Source organism: Enterobacter sp. 18A13 (assembly GCF_007035975.1).
Lineage (GTDB): Bacteria > Pseudomonadota > Gammaproteobacteria > Enterobacterales > Enterobacteriaceae > Enterobacter > Enterobacter vonholyi.
The window spans coordinates 2,362,990-2,383,009 of record NZ_AP019634.1; the positions used below are offsets into that span (position 1 = coordinate 2,362,990).

The 20,020-nt window shown below is 58.6% G+C and carries 17 protein-coding genes; 5 read left to right on the plus strand and 12 right to left on the minus strand.

Going from position 1 to position 20,020, the window contains the following annotated elements; genetic code table 11:
* Window positions 1–5: 5 nt before the first annotated feature.
* The 4 genes from FOY93_RS11560 (at window position 6) to FOY93_RS11575 (ending at window position 6,525) form a co-directional block, all read left to right on the plus strand.
* Entirely contained in the window at window positions 6–2,672 is a 2,667-nt protein-coding gene (locus FOY93_RS11560) for a hybrid sensor histidine kinase/response regulator (protein WP_143345142.1), read from the plus strand.
* Complete coding sequence (locus FOY93_RS11565; RefSeq protein WP_143345143.1) at window positions 2,669–4,843, plus strand: glycoside hydrolase family 2 protein; 2,175 nt, start codon at window positions 2,669–2,671, stop codon at window positions 4,841–4,843. The genes FOY93_RS11560 and FOY93_RS11565 overlap by 4 nt, the downstream gene beginning before the upstream one ends.
* A 94-nt stretch (window positions 4,844–4,937) precedes the next feature.
* Entirely contained in the window at window positions 4,938–5,225 is a 288-nt protein-coding gene (locus tag FOY93_RS11570) for a VF530 family protein (protein ID WP_111963589.1), read from the plus strand.
* Window positions 5,226–5,232: 7 nt separating this feature from the next.
* Window positions 5,233–6,525 carry a glycoside hydrolase family 10-like protein gene (locus FOY93_RS11575; RefSeq protein WP_143345144.1) on the plus strand — a complete coding sequence of 431 codons (1,293 nt, stop codon included), beginning with the start codon at window positions 5,233–5,235 and terminating at the stop codon, window positions 6,523–6,525.
* Window positions 6,526–6,565: 40 nt separating this feature from the next.
* On the opposite strand, the gene dsbG is transcribed toward FOY93_RS11575, so the two are convergent.
* From dsbG to FOY93_RS11610, 7 genes are all read right to left on the minus strand, one after another.
* Window positions 6,566–7,324, minus strand: a complete 759-nt coding sequence (dsbG, locus tag FOY93_RS11580) for a thiol:disulfide interchange protein DsbG (RefSeq protein ID WP_133294455.1) — start codon at window positions 7,322–7,324, stop codon at window positions 6,566–6,568.
* Window positions 7,325–7,365: 41 nt separating this feature from the next.
* A complete protein-coding gene (locus FOY93_RS11585) occupies window positions 7,366–7,977 on the minus strand; it encodes a DsbA family protein (protein ID WP_048029937.1) in 612 nt (203 codons plus the stop codon).
* 7 nt (window positions 7,978–7,984) lie between these two features.
* Entirely contained in the window at window positions 7,985–10,009 is a 2,025-nt protein-coding gene (locus FOY93_RS11590) for a protein-disulfide reductase DsbD family protein (RefSeq protein ID WP_143345145.1), read from the minus strand.
* A gap of 48 nt (window positions 10,010–10,057) precedes the next feature.
* Window positions 10,058–10,426 carry a hypothetical protein gene (locus FOY93_RS11595; RefSeq protein WP_143345146.1) on the minus strand — a complete coding sequence of 123 codons (369 nt, stop codon included), beginning with the start codon at window positions 10,424–10,426 and terminating at the stop codon, window positions 10,058–10,060.
* 87 nt (window positions 10,427–10,513) lie between these two features.
* Window positions 10,514–11,074: an RNA polymerase sigma factor gene (locus FOY93_RS11600; protein ID WP_133295432.1), complete on the minus strand. Its 561-nt coding sequence runs from the start codon at window positions 11,072–11,074 to the stop codon at window positions 10,514–10,516.
* Window positions 11,075–11,079: 5 nt separating this feature from the next.
* A complete protein-coding gene (locus tag FOY93_RS11605; RefSeq protein ID WP_021240169.1) occupies window positions 11,080–11,499 on the minus strand; it encodes a hypothetical protein in 420 nt (139 codons plus the stop codon).
* A 158-nt stretch (window positions 11,500–11,657) separates the two neighbouring features.
* Window positions 11,658–11,897: a hypothetical protein gene (locus tag FOY93_RS11610; protein ID WP_133294458.1), complete on the minus strand. Its 240-nt coding sequence runs from the start codon at window positions 11,895–11,897 to the stop codon at window positions 11,658–11,660.
* Window positions 11,898–11,966: 69 nt separating this feature from the next.
* Between FOY93_RS11610 and FOY93_RS11615 the strand changes: the two genes are divergently transcribed.
* The gene (locus FOY93_RS11615; RefSeq protein WP_168708004.1) at window positions 11,967–12,677 is read left to right on the plus strand and encodes a hypothetical protein; all 711 of its coding nucleotides are present in this window, start codon (window positions 11,967–11,969) and stop codon (window positions 12,675–12,677) included.
* Window positions 12,678–12,954: 277 nt separating this feature from the next.
* On the opposite strand, the gene FOY93_RS11620 is transcribed toward FOY93_RS11615, so the two are convergent.
* From FOY93_RS11620 to FOY93_RS11640, 5 genes are all read right to left on the minus strand, one after another.
* On the minus strand, window positions 12,955–14,505 hold the full coding sequence (locus tag FOY93_RS11620; RefSeq protein WP_143345147.1) for a methyl-accepting chemotaxis protein: 1,551 nt from the start codon (window positions 14,503–14,505) through the stop codon (window positions 12,955–12,957).
* Window positions 14,506–14,594: 89 nt separating this feature from the next.
* Window positions 14,595–15,611: a LacI family DNA-binding transcriptional regulator gene (locus tag FOY93_RS11625; RefSeq protein ID WP_136194898.1), complete on the minus strand. Its 1,017-nt coding sequence runs from the start codon at window positions 15,609–15,611 to the stop codon at window positions 14,595–14,597.
* Between the two features lie 28 nt (window positions 15,612–15,639).
* On the minus strand, window positions 15,640–17,046 hold the full coding sequence (locus FOY93_RS11630) for a sucrose-6-phosphate hydrolase (protein ID WP_143345148.1): 1,407 nt from the start codon (window positions 17,044–17,046) through the stop codon (window positions 15,640–15,642).
* Window positions 17,046–18,416 (minus strand): sucrose-specific PTS transporter subunit IIBC, encoded by a 1,371-nt coding sequence (locus FOY93_RS11635; protein ID WP_143345149.1) that lies wholly within the window; start codon window positions 18,414–18,416, stop codon window positions 17,046–17,048. The genes FOY93_RS11630 and FOY93_RS11635 overlap by 1 nt, the downstream gene beginning before the upstream one ends.
* 66 nt (window positions 18,417–18,482) lie before the next feature.
* Entirely contained in the window at window positions 18,483–20,000 is a 1,518-nt protein-coding gene (locus FOY93_RS11640) for a carbohydrate porin (RefSeq protein WP_143345150.1), read from the minus strand.
* Between the last annotated feature and the right edge of the window lie 20 nt (window positions 20,001–20,020).

Genomic DNA, 20,020 nt, shown 5'->3' on the forward strand with positions numbered 1-20,020 from the left:
TCACGATGAGCGCATTCACGTACGATCTTAACGCTCTGCCGGCGGCCGTCATGATTTATGACCGCGAGGAACGCCTGCAGGCCTGGAATCACAACGTGGCCCTGTTTTATCCGGTCATCACCCCGTGGCTGAAGGCGGGCACAACGCTGGAGTCGCTGGCGGAACGCTTTATCGACGCCGTTTACAACGTCGACCCTGGCCTGCGCCAGACGCTGCGCGAGTCGATCGTGCGCAACTGTCGGCAGGATAAACACTGCGAAGTGCGGCAGGCGGGCCAGCGGCGCATCTTCGTCCAGCATCAGCGGCTTGCGGACGGCGGCATTGTCAGCCTGCACAGCGATATTACCGAGCTGGATGAAGCGCAGCGGGCGCGGCACCAGCTGCATGACGATTTTCTGCTGACGGCGGAATCCATCCATATCGGGATCTGGGACTGGCAGGTTTCCGGCGACACGCTCCAGGTCAACGATACCCTGCTTGCCATGCTGGGCCAGTCGCGCACCCAGTGGCGATATCCGGTGCGTTTTTTACTTAACCAGGTTCACGAGGACGATCGCGCAGCGCTGCGCAAGGCTCTACAGGCTTCGAAGCAGGATCATCGCCCGGTCTTTGAATGTGAAATTCGCGTGCATCACCCTACCGAAGGACTGCGCTGGATGCTGCTCTCCGGCCAGGTGGTCACGCTCTCTATTGAGGGAAACGCCGAGCGCGTGATTGGCACGCTGCAGGATATTACGCGCCGCAAGGAGGCTGAAATTCAGGCGTTCGCCTCGGCCATTGAGGCACAAAAAGCCAACGAGGCAAAAAGCGCGTTCCTGGCGAATATGAGCCATGAAATTCGCACGCCAATGAACGGCATTATTGGCATGACCCAACTGTGCCTGGATACGGCGCTCAGCGCCGATCAGCGCGATTACCTGACGCTGGTGATGAGTTCTGCCCAGTCTTTGCTGCACATCATCAACGATATTCTCGACTTTTCCCGAATCGAAGCTGGCAAAGTGGAGCTGGAGGCGGAGCCCGTCCCGGTCCGCCCCTTTATTCAGTCGCTTATTCGCCCGCACATGCCGGGGGCCAGCGAAAAAGGCATCGAGCTGCTGGTCGATATTGCGCCCGACGTCCCCGACGTGCTGCTGGTCGACGGCGCGCGACTGCGCCAGGTCCTGACCAATCTGCTGGGCAACGCGCTGAAATTTACCCATAAGGGAGAAGTGATCCTCATTGTTGAACCCGGCGATAGCGCGGAACACTGGCGTTTTCGCGTGCGCGACAGCGGCATTGGCATACCTTCAGATAAGCAGAAAGCCATTTTTGAAGCCTTCAGCCAGGCGGATAACTCAACCACCCGACGCTATGGCGGTACGGGGCTCGGGCTAACCATCTCTGCGCGACTGGTCGCGGCGATGGGCGGCGAATTAACGGTGTCCAGCGAGCCGGGGAAAGGCAGCGAATTTTCCTTCGCGCTGCCGCTTGCAACCCAGGCGCCTGGCCCGGAGGAACGCCGGCATAGCCATAGCTTTAACGGGGAGCCCGTGCTGGTGGTTGATGATAACGCGACCAACCTGCAGCTATTGGCCGCCATGCTTAGCCAGATGGGGCTGAAACCCACCTGCGTCAACAACGCCAGCGAGGCCATCAACCGGGTTAAAGCGGGAACGGCATGGCCGCTGATCCTGCTGGACGCGCAGATGCCGGATATGGACGGCGTGTCGCTAGCCCTCGAACTTTCGGTGCTACCGCAGGTTGCTGAGAGCCACATCATCATGCTGAGCTCCATGAGCCGACATTTTGATATCAATATGCTGAAGCGGATCGGTATCCAGAACTACCTGCATAAACCTATCGCCCAGAATGAATTGCATCAGGCGATTGCCGCGGCGTTTGAACGTGCGCCGAAGACGGTGAGTGAAAGCGCGCCCGCGCCCACCGTCGCGCCGGACACTGCGGGGCTCAGGGTCCTGCTTGCGGAAGATAATCTGGTCAACCAGAAGGTCGCCGCGCGCCTGCTCGAGCGGCTCGGCCACATCTGTCAGATCGTCGATAATGGCGTCGCGCTGCTGGAACGCTGGCGCGCGGGCGTGTGGGACGTTTTGCTGATCGATCTTCAGATGCCAGAGATGGACGGTGAGACCGCCATTCGCCTGCTGCGTGAAGAAGAACGCGCCCGGCCCGGACCGGCTCAGCCCACCGTCGCCATGACGGCACACGCCATGCAGGGGGATAAAGAGCGCTGTCTTCAGATGGGTTTCGACGGCTACATTGCCAAACCCATCAGCCAGGAGCGTCTCGCTGAAGAGATTGCTCGCGTGCTCCCGCGCCACGATGCCCCTTCCGACTTCCCGGATGAAGCACGCCTGCTGAAGCAGTGTGCTGACGACCCTGCTCTGGTTCAGGAGCTGCTGGCCCTGTTTGGCGAAGGGCTGGAGGAGGCCATGAAGACCATCACCCTGGCTATCGACAGCGACGATCGTGACGCGCTGCGCCGCGCGGCCCACAAGCTACGGGGAGAAGCCGTCACCCTGGACTTCAGCACGCTCGCACAGCAGCTACAGGTGCTGGAGAGCGAGGCGCACACGCTGGAGGGGCAACAGCTTACGACGCTAAACCAGCAGCTTCAGAAGGAATCGCTGCGCCTGATGGCGTGGCTCAACGCGCGCGGGGTAAACGCATGATTGCTCGCAACTGCGCGCTGCTCGTTGCCCTGTTGACCACCCACACGGTGGCGAACTCTGCGCCGGTCAGCTGGTCTCTTGCTGGAGAATGGCAGGTTCAGGACGCCAATAATAGCGCGCATCCTGCCGCATCAGGCTGGCGCCCGCTTCAGGTCCCAGCCAACTGGTACAGCGCCGGGTACGATCATCAGGGCGCGCTGTGGTACAAGCACGCCTTTTCCCTGCCCGTGCAGCCGCCCGACGTAATGAGCACCCTGGTTTTTGACGGCGTCGATTACCTGGCCGAGGTCACCCTGAACGGCCAGCCGCTCGGCCAGCATGAGGGCTATTTTCAGCGCTTTTCGCTGGATGCCAGCCAGACGTTACAACGTCACAACCGACTGGTGGTCAGGGTGGACAGCCCTTACGAAGATCCCAATAAGGTCTGGCCGCTGCATAAAACGGTTATGAAGGGGATCCTTAACCAGCATGACACGCGTCCCGGCGGGGCCTGGTCGCCGCAAGGACAGGACGCCAACTCGGGCGGCATCTGGGCACCGGTGAGGCTGCATCTTAGCCGGGGCGCTACCCTGGATGAGACCATCCTGCGACCAGACTGGTCACAGGGGCTGACGCACCCCGCGCTGAAAGCAGATATTCGCTATCGCGCGCTCGAATCGGGCCCGGCGACCGTGCGGCTCACCGCCACGCCCACCAATTTCAGCGGCAAGCGCTTCCAGGCTGACTTTCCGGTTACCCTCGAAAGCGGTGCCCATTCCGTGCAGGTGACGCTGCCTATGCCGAAGGCAAAACTGTGGTGGCCCGTCGGTACCGGAAAACCCCACCTGTATACCATTCGCGTGGCATTGCGGGATGAAAACGGCCTGATGGATACGGCGGTCACCCGCACCGGGCTGCGCAAGATCGTCGAGCAGCCCGACAATAAGGGCTGGCTCATTAACGACAAACGCCTTTTCATTAAGGGCAGCAATTACATCGGCTCCCCCTGGCTCAGCACCATGACGCGAGAAAAATACCGTCGCGATCTTCGTCTGGTGGAAGCCATGAACGCCAACGCCATACGCGTGCACGGACACGTTGCCGGACGTGCGCTGTATGACGTGGCCGATGAGATGGGCATGATGATCTGGCAGGATGTTCCGCTGCAGTGGGGCTACAACAACAGTGCGGCTTTCACGGAAAATGCGGTTCGACAGACGCGGGAGATGATCGAACAGTTCGGTAATTCTCCCGCCATTATCGTCTGGGGTGGGCATAACGAACCGCCGTGGAACTCGCCGTGGATGGAAAAACGCTTCCCGGACTGGAATAAAAACCTCAACCGCGAACTCACGCAAAAGGTAGCGGATACGCTTGCCGAAGATACCTCCCGCATCGTGCACCGCTTCTCCGCCGTTGAGGAGCATTACTGGGCGGGCTGGTACTTTGGTACCGTACGCGACCTGCTTGCTCCGGCCAAAACGGGGATCATCACCGAGTTCGGCGCGCAGGCGCTTCCCCGCTTATCGACGCTAAAAACCATCATCCCGGCGGCGTCGCTCTGGCCAAAAACGACCGCCGCTGACGATCCCGGCTGGACCGTCTGGAAATACCATAATTTTCAGCCCTTCCAGACCTTTAAGTTTGCCGGTATTTCGCGTGGGGACAACATTCAGGCGATGATCCGCAATACTCAGGCGTACCAGTCGCAGCTGGTGGCCACGGCGGCAGAGAGCTACCGTCGTCAGCGCTACCAGCCGGTGACGGCCCTGTTCCACTTCATGTTTGTAGAAACCTGGCCCTCCATCAACTGGGGCGTGGTGGACTACCTGCGTAAGCCTAAAGCCGGGTTTTACGCCTTAAAACGCGCCTACCAGCCTGTTTTGCCGTCCATTGAACCCGTCACGGCGCAGTGGCAATCCGGGGCGGCGGCGACCTTGCGTCTGTGGGCCATCAACGACACCTGGAAACCGTGCCGCGAATGCCGTCTGACCTGGCGCATCACCCAGCGCGACAAGGTGCTGGCAAAAGGCACGACGGCGATGACGATCGCAGCAGATTCGGGAACGATGGTTAAAACGCTTACGGCCACGCCCGTGGGCCAGGACGACGTGTCGATTCGGTTTACGATTGAAAACAGCTCGGGAAAAATTATCGGTGAAAATCAGCGCACGGAGTCCGTCATAAAGTGAGCGAGGGGAAAAGGAAAATTGCCGCTTCCCCTGCTTTCTTGTACCCTTTCAGCGTTTACCCCAATCCCCTAAAAATCGAGACATCCGGACGCCTATGACTGCACATATTTCCAAAGATCCTTTGCATGGCGTAACGCTGGAGATGATGGTCAACGCCCTGGTGGCGAAATATGGCTGGAGCGAGTTGGGCGACCGCATCAAAATTAACTGTTTCAGAAAAGACCCCAGCGTTAAATCGAGCCTGAAATTTCTGCGCCGTACCCCATGGGCGCGCGCGGAAGTGGAAGCCCTGTATCTGGACTCTCTCGATGATGAGGGAAATACAGAGCAGGCGGCGCCCGCCTTTAATCCCTGGGCCAACAGTCGGATTATCAAGAGCTAATACGCAAATGACGCGACACGTAAAACGGATCGGTGCGCTGGCTGCCTGCGCGCTTTTACTTGTGAGCTGCTCCTCAAAACCACCCAAATCACTGGTTACCCCTCTTCCCACCGTCAACAAACCGACGCCGCAGGCAAACGAGCCGATGCGCGGGATCTGGCTGGCGACCGTCTCGCGTCTCGACTGGCCGCCGGTGGCCTCGGTGAATGGCCGCAGCGCGGACCAGCGCATCGCGATGCAAAAGCAGGCGCTGATCGCAAAGCTCGACAACCTTAAGCAGCTCGGCATCAACACGGTATTTTTCCAGGTGAAACCGGACAGCACGGCGCTCTGGTCATCTAAAATTTTACCGTGGTCAGATATGCTGACCGGCAACATCGGTGAGTATCCGGGATACGATCCGCTGCAGTTTATGCTTGATGAAGCGCACAGGCGCGGCATGAAGGTCCATGCCTGGTTTAACCCCTATCGCGTATCGACCAACACCAAACCGTCCACCATCGCCGCCCTGAACCGGACGTCATACCAGACGCCGCCCAGCGTTTATGTCCAGCACCCGGAATGGGTCCGCATCTCGGGTGACCGCTTTGTGCTCGACCCGGGCATTCCGGAGGTGCGCGACTGGATAACCAAAGTGGTGACCGAAGTGGTGGCGAACTACCCGGTAGACGGCGTGCAGTTTGATGATTACTTCTATGCCGAATCGCCGGGATCCGCGCTCAATGACGCGCAGAGCTGGCGGCAGTACGGCCAGGGGTTTGCCTCAAAAGCCGACTGGCGTAGACACAATACGCAGCAGCTGATTGTCCAGGTCTCCCGCGCGATCAAGCAGACAAAGCCCAACGTGGAGTTTGGCGTCAGCCCGGCGGGCGTGTGGCGTAACCGCTCCTTTGACCCGGCAGGCTCCGACACCCGCGGCGCCGCGGCCTATGATGAATCCTACGCCGATACGCGTCAGTGGGTGCAGCAGGGCCTGCTGGACTACATCGCGCCGCAGATTTACTGGCCCTTCTCCCGTGATGCCGCGCGCTATGACGTGCTGACCAGATGGTGGGCCGACGTGGTGAAGCCGACCCACACTCGCCTGTATATCGGCATTGCGTTCTACAAGGTGGGCGAGCCGTCGAGAAAAGAGCCGGACTGGACGGTTCAGGGCGGCGTGCCGGAGCTGAAAAAGCAGCTCGATCTCAACGATTCGCTGCCCAACGTCAACGGCACCATCCTGTTCCGGGAAGATTACCTGAACCAGCCGCAGACGCAGCAGGCGGTAAACTACCTCCGCGGACGCTGGGGTAGTTGAGTGACCACCAGGCAGAAACGCCCCGTTTCTGCCTGGTCTTTTACGGCTTCGGCCCGAACATCGCCTCAAGCTGCTGCGCATCCGGCATACCCACCACCTGCTGCAGCTCGTTTTCCGCATTCAGATAATAAATGGCCGGCGTGGCGTTAGCGCCCAGGCTGTCCATCAGCGCCTGGTGCTTCTGCAGGATCTCGACCGTTTCGCGAGAAGCGTCCCCTTCAGGCTTGGGCAGTTTTTTGCCGCCGGAAAGCTCGTATTCGCGCCAGGCCGCAACCGGATCTTTCGCATTCAGAATGGCGGCGGCGTTGCGTCCGCTGTTGGGGTTGAGGAACGCCACCAGCAGCGTATTGAGCTGCACCTTACCGGCCTTCACCCACGGCTGCGCCTCGGACCAGAACTGCTTGCAGTACGGACAGAACGGATCGGCAAACACAAAGACCTTACGCGGGGCGTTATCCGCCCCTTCCTTCAGGGGATGCGCCGCGTTGAGGTTTTTCCACATCTCGCGTCCCATCGGGGCGTAGATCTCTTTCTGGAAGTAGCCCTCGCTGAGGTTCTTCCCTTTGTCATCATAAAGATAGCCTGAGATCACGTGCTTGCCGTCCGGCGTGAGAAAGAGCGTCACGCCCATATCCTGATACTGCCCGAGCCAGGCTGGCGCTCCGCCCGGCGCATCCAGCTTCTTGATGATTTTGATCTGCTGCTGCTCGCTGAACTGCTTCACCACGTCCGGTATGGCTTCAGCCGCCTGTACCAGCCCTGACGTCGCCAGCGCCGAAAGTAACAGTAATTTTTTCATTTCCCTCTCCGGTTTATCGGGGGCATTTCGCCCCCTTCAGGTTAGCGGTTTTTCAGTGCTTCACTGACCATTTCGTCGAACTGTTCGAACGGCACCCAGCCGGGAAGCAGCCCCTCGCCGATAAGCGTGGCGGGCGTGCCCTGGATCCCCATTTTTTCCGCCACAATGAGGCTTCGCCTGATCGTCAGAAAACTCTCCTCATCCGGCGTCGTCACGCTCACGCCCGCCCGCTTTTGCGCCTCCTGAATGCTGGCGTCATCGTGGTACCCCTTTTTCGCCATCAGGGTGTGGTTCAGCTTCATAAACTGCTCAGGATGCGCACGCCAGACGGTTAACGCGTCTCGTGCGGCGGTCAGCGAACTTTCCGAGCGGAAAGGTAAAAACTTAAAGACCACCGCCACGTCCGGATGTTTTTCGACAATCTTCTCCAGGTACGGATCGAATTTTTTACAGTACGGGCAGTTGTAGTCGGTAAACACCACCAGGGTGAGCTTTGGGTTTTTCGCACCGATGCGCGGGGAGTTCGGATCGTTAAACAGGAAATCAGCGATCATCTTTTGCGCACGCTGCTCCTGGTCCGGCGTCAGCGGCTGCGCGGCGAATACCTGAAGCGGGGCCAGCAGGAGCAGCAGCGTAATAAAGAGTTTTTTCATGACACAGTTAGCCTTTTGCGTTGTTCAGGGTGGTGGCCAGGGTGCGCTTGTCCAGCAGCGGCGAGAGGATCTCGCCATCAGGCTGGCCGGGGCCATACACCGCGTTAAACGGAATGGCGTAGCGGTTTCGCTTCGCCAGAAAATCCGCGATAAACGCGGACGGCTGGCTCCAGTCTCCGCGCAGGGCCACCACGTCCGGCTGGCGCAGCGCGGCAATCACGTCCGGCTGGCTGAGCACCCGATGCTCGTTAACTTTGCAGGTCACGCACCAGTCCGCGGAAATATCCACAAACACCCGTTTCCCCTGCGCCAGCGCGTTCTCGATAGCCTTTTCACTGAGCGGCTGCCACGGGATAGTCTGCGCAACGTTTTGTGCCGGAGCGTCAGGCGCCGCGTTAAGCAGACCGCGCACCTGATACCCGCCGAACGCCGACAGCGCGATGACCACCAGCCAGAACAGCGGCGAAGATTTTTGCCCCTTTAGCGCAAACAGCACCAGCGCGAGGGCAGTCAGCCCCAGCATCACGATCTGGCTGACCGCCTCGCCCAGATGCACGCTCAACAGCGTCGCCAGCCAGAGGCTGGAGGCCAGCATCATCAGGCCCAGGATCGTTTTGAGCGTGTTCATCCAGCGGCCGGGTTTTGGCAGCAGCATGGCCGTTTTCGGCACCAGGGCAACGAACAGCCACGGCAGGCTCATGCCCACGCCGAGCATCAGGAAGATCAGCCACAGGGCGTGCAGCGGCGCGCCAAGGGCAAAGGCAACCGCCGTACCGAGGAACGGCGCGGAGCACGGCGTCGCCAGCAGAGTGGCGAACATCCCTTCGCAAAAGCTGCCGCCGATCCCCGATCCTCCTGCCGTCGCCAGCCGTCCTGCGGCACAAGAAGGCAGCAGCATTTCAAATGCTCCAAACAGGTTCTGCGCAAACAGGAAGGTCACGGCGACCATCAGGCCGATAAACCACGGGTTCTGGAACTGAATGCCCCACCCCAGCGACGCTCCGGCCAGCTTCAGCGCGGTGACCATCCCGGCCAGCAGCATAAAGGAGGTGAGGATCCCGGCGCTGGTGGCGAAGAAGCGTAGCCGGATGGTACGCCTGTCCGATCCCGCCTGAAGGATGCTGTTAAGCTTCATGCCCATCACCGGCAGCACGCAGGGCATCAGGTTCAGGATCAGCCCGCCCAGCAGCGCAAAGAGCACCATTTTTCCCGTCCCGCCCGGCGCGGAGGTCTCTTCGGGCGTTGTCCCAACGGTCATGGTGGTTTGCTGCGCCCGATCGCCGTTGGTCAGCACAAACGACAGCCTTTTGCCTGCCAGCGAGGCGGGTTTGTCTCCCCATTCGTCGGTCACGGGTACCGTCACCCGAAGCGCAGTGCCGTCATGTTTAATAACCGGCTCGCCGGGCAGAATATCGCCCTCCAGCGGATCAAAGTAGATCCCCGGATTGTCCCACTTCCCGTCCGTGGTGCCGGTAATCACCAGCTTGTCGCCAGAGAGCCAGGCGGAGAGATCCGTGGATACGCCAGACGTGCCCGGCACGGCGCGCATCGCTTGCTCGAAGGCGCTGCGGAAGCCCTCATCCACCGGCTGGGTAAAATCGAGGTGCAGCAGGTAGTCCGTCAGCAGGCAGACGTTGCTGCACGTAGAGAGCGTTAGCGTCCCGTCGAGCGTGTCGCCCTTCGCTCCGTCGAGCGTAATCGGGATCGTCACCTTATCGTGATAGCCCTGCGTGGTCATGCCGGAGATATCGAAGCGCGACGGCACCGGCCAGGACCAGCTGTCCGTTACGCCTTCCGGCCAGCTAATTTTCGGCGCCACGCCGCCCTCGCCCGGCGATCGCCAGTAGGTTTTCCAGCCGGGCTTTAGCTCAACGGTGAGCAGGCCTTTAACATGCGTTTGTTCCCTCTCCGCCTGAAAGCGGATGCGGGCGTGATCGTTTTGTGGGGAGACCAGCCAGCCGGTGTCTGCCGCATGGGCAATGCCGATGCAGGACAGCCACAGGAAGACGAATCCCCTGAAGAGGTTAACCATGTTGTACTCCGTGAACAGTGAAAAATTATCGTGTGGTGACGATGTTTTTCATTCACGGAAAACGCAGTTTTTCAGGTGTATTCGGGGAGGCGGAGCCTGAACGGGCTGTTGCGCAGGAGCCATTGCCCGCCCGTGCGTAAACAGCTGCAGCAGCGCGAAGAAGATAATAATGGCCGGCAGCGCGCCGTCGAAAAACAGCGGCTGGGCGCAGAGAAGCGAGTGCGCGCCTAGCTGACAGGGCGATGGCCCGGACTGCTCGGTGCTGGTTTGCGTTGGGGCATCTGCACTCAGTGAAATCTGCGGATCCAGTCCCTGTAAAAAATGGTTGAGCATCACCGCGCGCTGCACGAGGCAAAGCGCCATCGCGAGACAGGTGATAATCAAAAGCCATTTTCCGAGGAGCTGACGGTTGCGCATAACATTCCAGAGTGACGAGACGCCCCGATCATAAACGATAGTGATGAATCTACAAGTGCCGGAAGTGTAAGGTTTTGTCTGTCGCCGCTATTCGCCCGTCAGCGCGTCATAGACGTCCCGCAGCCGCGTGCGCAGAAACAGCACCGCCTTGTGCTTGCGGGATAACAGCGCCTGTTCGCTGGCGCCGGTCTCCTCTGCCAGCATTTTAATGCTGTAACCGTGGAGCTCGGTCTTTTCAAACGCCTCGCGCTGCGGCGGAGGAAGTTCAGACAGCGCCTGCCCCAGCTCTTGCCACAGCAGCGTCTTGAGGTACTCCTCTTCCGGCGTGTGCGGTACGCCGAACAGGGTTTCGGCCAGCTCGTCTTCCGGAAAACCGTCGTCGTCATCGCCCGTAAAATAGCCGGAGAGCGATACCTCACGCTTTTTACGCGCCCGGTCGGTCATCTCGTTACGCGCCGCGCGGAACAGCCAGGCGGCGACGTTTTCGACCGGCTGCTCCACTTTCATCAGCTGATACGTCACTTCCTGCAAAATGTCGTCGGCATCATCGCGCACGGAGGTCCGTCCGCGAATGAAGGCTGTCAGCCGGGCGCGGCAGGCATTGAGCGCCGACATCAGCATGGATCCGCCCGCCTCCCCGGCTTTCATCTCGCTCACTCTGCGTCCGGCGCTTTCGGCGTGGCGTCATCGCGCTTATCGTCACGATGGCCGTGCCAGCCGCAGTGCCCGCGACCGTGACGACCAAACCCTTCACGACGCTGCTGAATAAACGCCTCGCGCTGTTCGGGAGTCATGTTCATCCAGCGCTCGTGCATCCGGCGGTGCGCGCCAAACATTCCGGGGCGGAAACCTAACCCGCCAAACAGAATGCGGCTCAGCACCAGAATGCCCAGCGCCTGCCAGAATCCGATGGCCTTCACGCCGAGGATGGCCGGGAGTAAGGCGTTCCACAGGGACATCACCAGCAGGCCGAGCACGATGAAAATCACCGCGCCGATGATTAAGCCCTTACCCATACGGTGGCGACCGAATCCGCGCCCGTGACCCCTGCCGTGCAGTTCAAAATCTCTCATGGTGTTTACCTCGTTTACAGTAACTGATTATGGCTTGTGATGAGGTAGACGGATGAGGAAGAGAAATATTGCTGGGGTGAATATAAAATTTTTTGTGCTGCGGAAACTGGACTCATAGCGGTTAGGGCTGGCGCTCGCTATGAGTCACCTTCAGACCATCATTTTTTGCGAATAATTCGCTTAACGAATGCGATAGCGATGGCGGCCAGTATGATCGACACCAGAGCGAGGAAGATGAGCAAGGACAATAGTGGATTTAACAAGCCACCTAAACTGGTAAAGTCGCTGATACGACCAAGTTGCTCGGACGTGCATACACGCAGAATGATCTCAGGAATAATAAGCAAAAATATAATGACGGTCAGGACATAAACCAAAGCACTCTTGCGCTTTCCCATTTCCGTTGTTGCTCCTTTCTCAATCATGATCAATGATAATAAGATAATGATACTGCAAGGTTATATAAAATGGCACAAAACTATTTGCAACTGAAAATGCAGTCGAATAAACAGTTAGCTATTGCACTAACAAACTCACTTCGAGACATGCATGAAGACCATATGGCAACCCTGGAAAAGGTGAAACAGGGCACACAGCGGCTGGTTAGCTACGGTGCATGCCTGATGCCAGACGAATATTATCGTAACGCTTGCCGTGATACCTGGCGTGAAGACAAACGCTTGGTCCTTGCCTTAGGTGAAATTTACAACCGAAAAGATGTCACTTTAGACATGGTTGAAATCTATTTTAGGAAAACTCTCAATAGACTGGGCGAACAAAAAAGCAAGGACCTGATTGCAAATATCCATAACTTATTGGGAAAAGCCGCCGAACATGCATCGGCTAAAGCCAGCAAGTTAGCCCTCTCCTTTACACTTGCGAATCTGATTATCAACAGCAGGGATTTCAAGCAAAATCACATCAGGCTTGTTAACTCATTCTCGACATGGTTTGTTAATGGTGCCACGCTTTACTCAAAGGCTCAGGTAGCTGCATCTGCAGCTAATCGACTCAAATTTCAGGATCCTCAGTACTACCAGGCGCTTTATAAAGAAAATATTGAGATGTTATATTTCTTAATCGAACCGCAAATGTCTGAAATTATCTACCAGGTAAACTCTGGGGATAATAACGAGCAAGTTATTGGTGACGCTTTGTACGAGATACTCCGGAAATGAAGCAAGCAATCTTATGGCTTTTGAAGTCGTTTTTTTATCTGGTCCCTGCATTGCTTATTGTGATTGGGATATATCTATTTGTACGGTTTGTACCAGGGCATGCTGCTTTACTCAGCTTCGTTTGGGTGCTTGCTATTTCTTTTATTTATGTGAAATACAATAAGTGGTATTAAAACAGTTCTATTAGGTCTACAAGCTGACCTCATGGGGAAGCAACTTAGAAAGTTTCACACACTAAGTTGATAAAAGGCCCCCTCAGGAGCCTCCCCTCATTCAATCAAGCCTGCACCGGCAACCTAAAACTCGAAATACTCCGTGAAAGCTGCTGCGCCTGCTCTTCCAGCGAGGCTGCTGCGGCGGCGGACTGCTGCACCAGCGCGGCGTTCTGCTGGGTCACGCCGTCCATTTCGGTCACCGCCTGCCCGACCTGGCCGATCCCGCGGCTCTGCTCTTCGGAGGCGACGGAGATCTGCTCCATCAGCGTATTCACTTTATTCACCGACGTAATGATCGAGTCAATCACCTCGCCCGAGCGGCTCACCAGCTCCGCACCGTTTTTCACGCTGGATACCGACTGCGCGATCAGGCTTTCGATATCTTTCGCCGCCACCGCGCTTTTCTGCGCCAGAGTGCGCACTTCACTGGCCACGACCGCAAAGCCGCGACCCTGCGTACCGGCGCGCGCCGCTTCAACCGCCGCGTTCAGCGCCAGGATGTTGGTCTGGAAGGCGATGCTGTTAATCACGCTGGTAATGTCTTCGATACGCTTTGAGTTCGCCGCGATGGTATTCATCGTGTCGATGACTTCACGGGTCACCGCTTCACCGGTGTGGGCATTTTTCACCGCGTCCTGCACCAGTTTACCGGCCTGATAAACGTTGTCGGTATTATTCGCCACCGTCGCGCTCAGCTCTTCCATGCTGGCCGCCGTCTGGGTTAACGCCGAAGCCTGCTGTTCGGTGCGTGACGCCAGGTCGATATTTCCGGAGGCAATCTCCTGCGCTGCGTGCGTTACGGTATGGCTCGCATCGCGCACCTGGGCGATTGTCGCCAGCAGCGCCTGACGCATCTGCTCCATCGAGCTCATAAGATGATCGATTTCGTTATGTGCGCTCCCCTTCACCGGCACCGGAATGTCCAGCTTGCCTGCCGCAATCTGGCTGCAGTGTTCGCGCGCCAGGTTGATCGGCGCAAAGACAAAGCGCTTCATCAGCAGGCTGACGGCGATAATCACCACCACAAACAGGCTGGCGATAGCGGCAACGATCGCCAGGCCAGAGACGAAGTTACTGCTCGCATCTTCGTTCAGGCTTTTGGCGTATTTCTGGTGGACGGAAAGCACCTGGTCGAGAACGATCTCGTACTGGCGGTCAAGGCGGGAGACTTCCGGGATCAGCGCGTTGAATTTAGCCACATCGTGCGCCTCGGCGGCGTCGATCAGCGGCGCCAGCCCCTGGTTGCGGTAGTTTTGCCAGCCGTCCTGATAGGCTGTCACCAGCGGCGCTTCATCCGGCAGACGCGGCGACGCCATAAAGGCCGCAAAGGCGTGGTCCGCTTTGGTCAGCGCCTCTTTCACGGCGGTAAGCTTGGCAGCCTCGTCGGCAGTATTACCCGCTTCCACCATCTTCACATACTCCATAACCCTCACGCGTAGCGTACGGCTGTGGTTGATGGGGTCAATAATGGACAACACAACCTGGATCTCTTTGTTGACGTTATCCAGCGAATTATTACTTTTAATGATGAGGCCAACGCTGGTGACGGTGCTGACAACAAAGAAGAAAAGCAGCGAGAACAGGACAATCAGGGACGACTTTTTCAACGACATAAACCAATACCTCAAGGAGAATTATTCCTCATGGTTATCGGCGCTTCCAAAACTTAAATTAATTAAAGTTATTGAAGTATCCAGTCGGGCTATTTCGATGACTTATAGCGCCGCTGCAGGGTGGCAGATAGCTTGCGTTGCAACGGTTCCGGGGTCTCCCCCTCGATCAGTTTGCTAATCAAATCAAAGCAGTGCCACGCCAGCTGTCGGTTATCCTGGCGGATGGTATCCACCGGGATCGTCAGCGAATCGTAGAGATAGTGATCGTCAAAACTGGCTAACCTGATATCGCTTTGCAGCAGGTTATGCTGGCCCATATAGCGCAGCACCCCTTCCAGCAGCCCGCAGGCGGCGGCGAAGAGCGCTTTTGGCGGACGCCCCAGGCGGGCGCAGAGTTCAGCAAACATCTCGTATCCCGAGCTCGGGTGATAGTTGCCGTGAATGATCCACTCGGGGCGCAGCTCCACGCCGGCCTCACGCAGCCCTTGCTTAAACCCTTCCAGACGGTCGCGCGTCGGGGATAAGCGGGGCTGGCCGCCGAGAAAGTAGAACTCATCAGGATGCTGGCGCGCAATGTCGGCCACCAGTTCGGTCGTCGGGGTAATGGAATCGGTGATCACCAGCGGCAGCGCGCTGTCGTTGATGTGGCGGTCAAACAGGACCACCGGCAGCTGCTCGCTGAGCTTATGGTAGTCCGCGTCGTTGAGCATGCTGGAGGCCACAATCAGCCCGTCCACCTGACGCGCCACCATGTTGTTCACCACTACCGTCTCCTGCCCCGGGTTTTCATCGCTGCAGGAGATCAGCAGCTGAACGCCCGCCTCGCGGCACAGCGTTTCCAGCTCGTGAGAAAACACGGCAAAACCGTAGTTGGTGATCTCCGGGACCACCAGACCAACGGTGTGGCTGCGGTTATCGCGCAGTGACCGGGCGTGAATGCTGGGCTGATAGTGGTGCTCTTTTGCAATCGCCAGCACGCGCTCGCGCGTCTCTTCCGCCACGCGAAGCTCTTTGCTGCGCCCGTTCAGGACCAGGCTGGCGGTGGCTTTTGACACGCCCGCCAGCTCCGCGATGTCTTTAATGGTGACGCGTTTTGTTTTTCTCACAACGACTTAGATCCGGCTGCCAAAACCCTCATTCTATCATGCAGGCGCGCAGCGACCAGTAGCGTAATGTGATATCGGACGCACCTTCGAATCGCACCCGGGCCGGATGGGCAGGAAAATAGCGGCTGCTCATCACCCCTTCGCCGTGGTTAATGAAGATTTCGACGCTGGAGCGGTCGCAGAGAACGCGTAAATGAGTGACGTCGCCCTGCCAGTAGCGGGTCAGCGTTTCACCGGTTTTGAGGCTCGCGCGTTCAAGACGTATGCCCTGCTCATCAACCATGAGACGCAGCGCGCCGGCAAAATCGACGCTCACGTGCGCGGCGCTAAGCTCAAACTCCAGACGCGTCGCGTCCAGTTCGGGCGCGTCGCTGGCGCGCCCCTGCCAGCGCTGCTCATCTTCACGCAGCGCCGCCAGCTCGCGCGCCGGGATCTGCCAGAGCCTGCCGTCGCGGTACCGTAATTCGCGCGGGCAGGTCATCTGGTGCATCCAGCCGTGCGCCCGGGTTGGCTGAAGCATCTCTTCCCCGTCCGGTACGCCCATCCAGCCGATCAGAATGCGGCGTCCGTCTTCCGCCAGCGTGGTTTGCGGTGCGTAAAACTCAAACCCCGCGTCCAGCTCGTGCAGCTCGCCGTGATCGAATGTGGGGCTGGCGTAATCAAACGCCCCGCTCATCCAGGTAGCCGGATAGGTATTGAGGTAGCGATACTGCTCGCGCGCCAGCCCCTGCGGACAGCTGATCAGAACATGCGTTCCGTCGAGGTCAAACAGGTCCGGACACTCCCACATATAACCCGCGTCCGTCAGGCCGTTAACCCCGTGACCGGCGATCTCCCCGCAGGACGTCCAGGCGTGCAAATCGGCTGACTTAAAGAGCAACACCTTGCCGCGCTTTTGCACATCCTGCGCGCCGAGCACCATGTACCACTCCCCGTCGTGCTGCCACACCTTCGGGTCGCGCACGTGTCCGGTGTAGCCTTCCGGCAGCGCCAGCACCGGCCCCAGCTTCGTAAACGTTCCGTCCGGCTGCTCCACGGCCAGGCACTGCCAGGCGGTGCGGCTGCCGTCATCGAACTTGACGTTGCCGGTGTAGCACAGTGTCAAAACGCCCTGGTTGTCCACGGCGCTGCCGGAGTAGCAGCCGTTGCGGTCATACTCTTCGTCGGGCATCAGCGCCAGCGGCTCATGCCGCCAGTGCACGAGGTCCGCAGAGCTCCAGTGCCCCCAGCACTTGAAGCGATGCTCGCAGTCCAGCGGGTTCCACTGATAGAACAGGTGGTAGCGGCCGGCAAACCAGATAAACCCGTTCGGGTCGTTCATCAGCCCCGTCACCGGCGCGGCGTGCCATTGCGGATAGTGGCTATCCGCCAGCGCCCGCGGCTGACCTTTCATAACGGCCTGCAGGATCGCAGGCCAGCGGGAAGGTAACGTCATTATTCAGAATCCGTTTTATATTTCAGCAACAGCGAGACGGTAAACGCCACGCCGAAGGCAATCACCATGCCGATAATATAGTTCAGCAGCGAGCTGGCCTGCACGATGGCCATGCCCGGGATGGCGGTCAGCCCGACGGCGGTCATATACACACGCACGGAGACCACCCAGGCACCGCCCACCGCGCCGCCGATCAGCGCGGCGATAAACGGCTTAACGAAGCGCAGGTTAATACCAAAAATGGCCGCTTCGGTGATGCCCAGCATCGCAGAGAACGCCGACGGTAAGGTAATGGCTTTGATTTTGGCATCTTTGGTTTTGAACCACACCGCCAGACAGGCGCCGCCCTGCGCCACGTTCGCCATGGCCCAGATCGGCAGCAGGAAGTTAACGCCAATCGACGGGTTACCCAGCAGCCCTGCTTCGATCGCGTGGAAGCTGTGATGAATACCGGTGATCACAATTACCGAGTAAAGCCCGCCGAACAGTAGCCCGGCCAGCCAGCCCGCGTGTTCAATTAACGTGCTCAGGATAAAGGAGATGCCGTCGCCCAGCGCGCGCCCCGCCGGGCCGATAATCAGCAAGGCGATAAAGCCGGAGATAACCACGGTGAGGAACGGCGTCAGGATCAGGTCTAACGCATCCGGGATCGCGCGGCGCAGGTTTTTCTCGACGATGCTCATAAACCAGACGGCCAGCAGCACCGGGAATACCGTGCCCTGATAGCCAATCATCGCAATCTCAAGACCGAAGAAGTTCATGGTGTGGAAGCCCGACGCCACGCCCCAGGCGTTGGTCAGCGCCGGGTGGGTCAGAATCCCGCCCAGCGTAGCGCCGAGGTACGGGTTACCGCCAAACTCTCGCGCGGCGGTGAAGCCAATCAGAATAGGCAGAATGATAAACGCCGCCGAGCTGCACATGTCCAGCATGATGTAGATGGCGTTATCCGCATTGACCCAGCCGTAGGTTTTCACCATGCCGAGCAGGCCCATCAGCAGACCGGACGCCACAATCGCAGGGATGATTGGCACAAAGATGTTGGAGAGCAGACGGGCAATGCGCTGGAACGGGTTCAGCTTGCGCGCCGCCAGATCTGCGGCTTCCGACTTGCTGGACTCACTTATCCCGGCCGCCTGAATAAACGCGGCATAAACCTTGTTGACCACGCCCGTACCAAAAATCATCTGCATCTGCCCGGCGTTACGGAAGCAGCCTTTTACGCCGTCGACCTTGCCGATGGCCTGCTGATCCGCCAGCGCGTCATCGACCAGCACCAGACGAAGACGCGTAGCGCAGTGCGCCGCGCTGGCGATATTTTCCTTGCCACCGAGCAGCGGGATAAGCTCGCGGGCGATTTGATTAAAATCCATAGATACCTCTGCCTGACTTCTTTTTATGATGTACGAAACGCTCCCGCCAGGCGGGAGCGTGATGGGTTAAAACCAGGTTTCCATCTGGACCCCAAAGTTCCATTCCCCGCCGGCGTTGAAGCCGCTGCTGCCAAAGGCATCATCGCTGGCGTAATGATCCAGTTTGCTGCTCCAGTCCATCCAGGTGGCAAACAGGCGCAGCTCAGGACGGCTGAAGAAATCGCCGATTTTGCTCGCTTTTAAGGTTGGCGCAAAGGTCAGCTTGTAGAAACTGCCGTTGACGGCGTTGCGGTCCTTATAGCCTTCCGGATTTAAATCCATGTACTGATAGCTTCCCTCAAACGCCAGCGCGAAATTCTGGGTGACCTCTTTAATCAGGCGGGTGTTGAGCGTTACCCACTCATAGCTATCGCCCTTGACGTAGCGATCTTTACTGCTCTGCGCCAGAACGGCGGGCGCAACGCTCCAGCCGCCGCCCACAGGCGTGACACCGTAACTTGCGAAGCGCCAGGTATCCGCCTCAGACAGCAACGCGCCGTCGGAGCCGATGCTTTTGACTTCCGCCCCCAGACCGTGACCGTACAGAAGCGCCGTTTTGGCAGTCCCTTCGCGCAGGCCGTAGAAGCTGTCATTATGCAAGCCGACCAGGGCATGAACGCCGGTATTGGCGGCATCCGTTTTGATGAGATCGCCGTTAGTGTCTTTACGGTCGTCGTTATCTTTCGCCCGCAGGCCGCTCACCATCAGCTGGAACGGACCAGCGAAGTGGTTCATGCTGAGGATATAGTTTTGAACGTTGTTGTCGGTCTGCTCCACGCTGCCGAAGTTGCGGCCGTAAATGGAGAAGTTACTGCGCAGCGAATCGTTCCATTTCACGTCATAGACGCCGCCGCCGGTACCGGCCAGGAACACCACGTCGGAATCCAGCCAGTGAATATCAAAGTTGTCCCGGTCGAAGCGTTTACCCGCCCAGAAGGTACTCCCCTTCAGCGCGCCGGTAAAATCAGGCAGGTTGCCCAGCTCCGCGAAGGCCTGACGAATATTGAGATCGCTGGTATCGGCTGACCAGTCGTTATAGGTTCTCTGACCGTCGGCCAGCATCGCCTTGAAGCGCGTGGTCGCCCCGTTATCCAGGGTTTGCTTGTGCTCCAGGTTCAGCTCGACGTAGGTGTCGGCTTCGTTACCCAGACGCCCCACCGCGCCGCCGGTTTCTCCGGCCGGGGTCAGATAAGGGCCGCTTTTGCTGCTGGAGGCGGCATCATTCATCAGCAGGCCCGAGCGGGCGTAGCCGTGGAACTCAAACCCGCCGGTCTGATCCGCCTTCTTCTCCAGCGCGGTGGTGCGCTGCGCCACCGCCTGAGTTGTCGTTTGCGTCTGCTGCTGAGCGGCAACCAGCTGCTGCGTTTTTTGTTCCGCATCGGCGGCGCGTTTTTCAGCCACCTGCGCACGCGTTTCCGCCGCCTGGAGGCGCTGCTCCATCGCGGCAAGACGCGCTTCGATACTTGTCATATCCGTTTGGGCAAAAACAGAGGTACTTCCGGCCAGCATGCCTATCATCACGGCAAGTCTGCGTTTTTTATACATTTTGTCGCATCCCTAAAAGA

What these genes read in the sequence shown, in the direction of transcription:
- FOY93_RS11560 (WP_143345142.1), top strand. Translation starts at nt 6, where the DNA reads ATGAGCGCATTCACGTACGATCTTAACGCTCTGCCGGCGGCCGTCATG.
- FOY93_RS11565 (WP_143345143.1), top strand. Translation starts at nt 2,669, where the DNA reads ATGATTGCTCGCAACTGCGCGCTGCTCGTTGCCCTGTTGACCACCCAC.
- FOY93_RS11570 (WP_111963589.1), top strand. Translation starts at nt 4,938, where the DNA reads ATGACTGCACATATTTCCAAAGATCCTTTGCATGGCGTAACGCTGGAG.
- FOY93_RS11575 (WP_143345144.1), top strand. Translation starts at nt 5,233, where the DNA reads ATGACGCGACACGTAAAACGGATCGGTGCGCTGGCTGCCTGCGCGCTT.
- dsbG (WP_133294455.1), bottom strand. Translation starts at nt 7,324, where the DNA reads ATGAAAAAATTACTGTTACTTTCGGCGCTGGCGACGTCAGGGCTGGTA.
- FOY93_RS11585 (WP_048029937.1), bottom strand. Translation starts at nt 7,977, where the DNA reads ATGAAAAAACTCTTTATTACGCTGCTGCTCCTGCTGGCCCCGCTTCAG.
- FOY93_RS11590 (WP_143345145.1), bottom strand. Translation starts at nt 10,009, where the DNA reads ATGGTTAACCTCTTCAGGGGATTCGTCTTCCTGTGGCTGTCCTGCATC.
- FOY93_RS11595 (WP_143345146.1), bottom strand. Translation starts at nt 10,426, where the DNA reads ATGCGCAACCGTCAGCTCCTCGGAAAATGGCTTTTGATTATCACCTGT.
- FOY93_RS11600 (WP_133295432.1), bottom strand. Translation starts at nt 11,074, where the DNA reads ATGAAAGCCGGGGAGGCGGGCGGATCCATGCTGATGTCGGCGCTCAAT.
- FOY93_RS11605 (WP_021240169.1), bottom strand. Translation starts at nt 11,499, where the DNA reads ATGAGAGATTTTGAACTGCACGGCAGGGGTCACGGGCGCGGATTCGGT.
- FOY93_RS11610 (WP_133294458.1), bottom strand. Translation starts at nt 11,897, where the DNA reads ATGGGAAAGCGCAAGAGTGCTTTGGTTTATGTCCTGACCGTCATTATA.
- FOY93_RS11615 (WP_168708004.1), top strand. Translation starts at nt 11,967, where the DNA reads ATGGCACAAAACTATTTGCAACTGAAAATGCAGTCGAATAAACAGTTA.
- FOY93_RS11620 (WP_143345147.1), bottom strand. Translation starts at nt 14,505, where the DNA reads ATGTCGTTGAAAAAGTCGTCCCTGATTGTCCTGTTCTCGCTGCTTTTC.
- FOY93_RS11630 (WP_143345148.1), bottom strand. Translation starts at nt 17,046, where the DNA reads ATGACGTTACCTTCCCGCTGGCCTGCGATCCTGCAGGCCGTTATGAAA.
- FOY93_RS11635 (WP_143345149.1), bottom strand. Translation starts at nt 18,416, where the DNA reads ATGGATTTTAATCAAATCGCCCGCGAGCTTATCCCGCTGCTCGGTGGC.
- FOY93_RS11640 (WP_143345150.1), bottom strand. Translation starts at nt 20,000, where the DNA reads ATGTATAAAAAACGCAGACTTGCCGTGATGATAGGCATGCTGGCCGGA.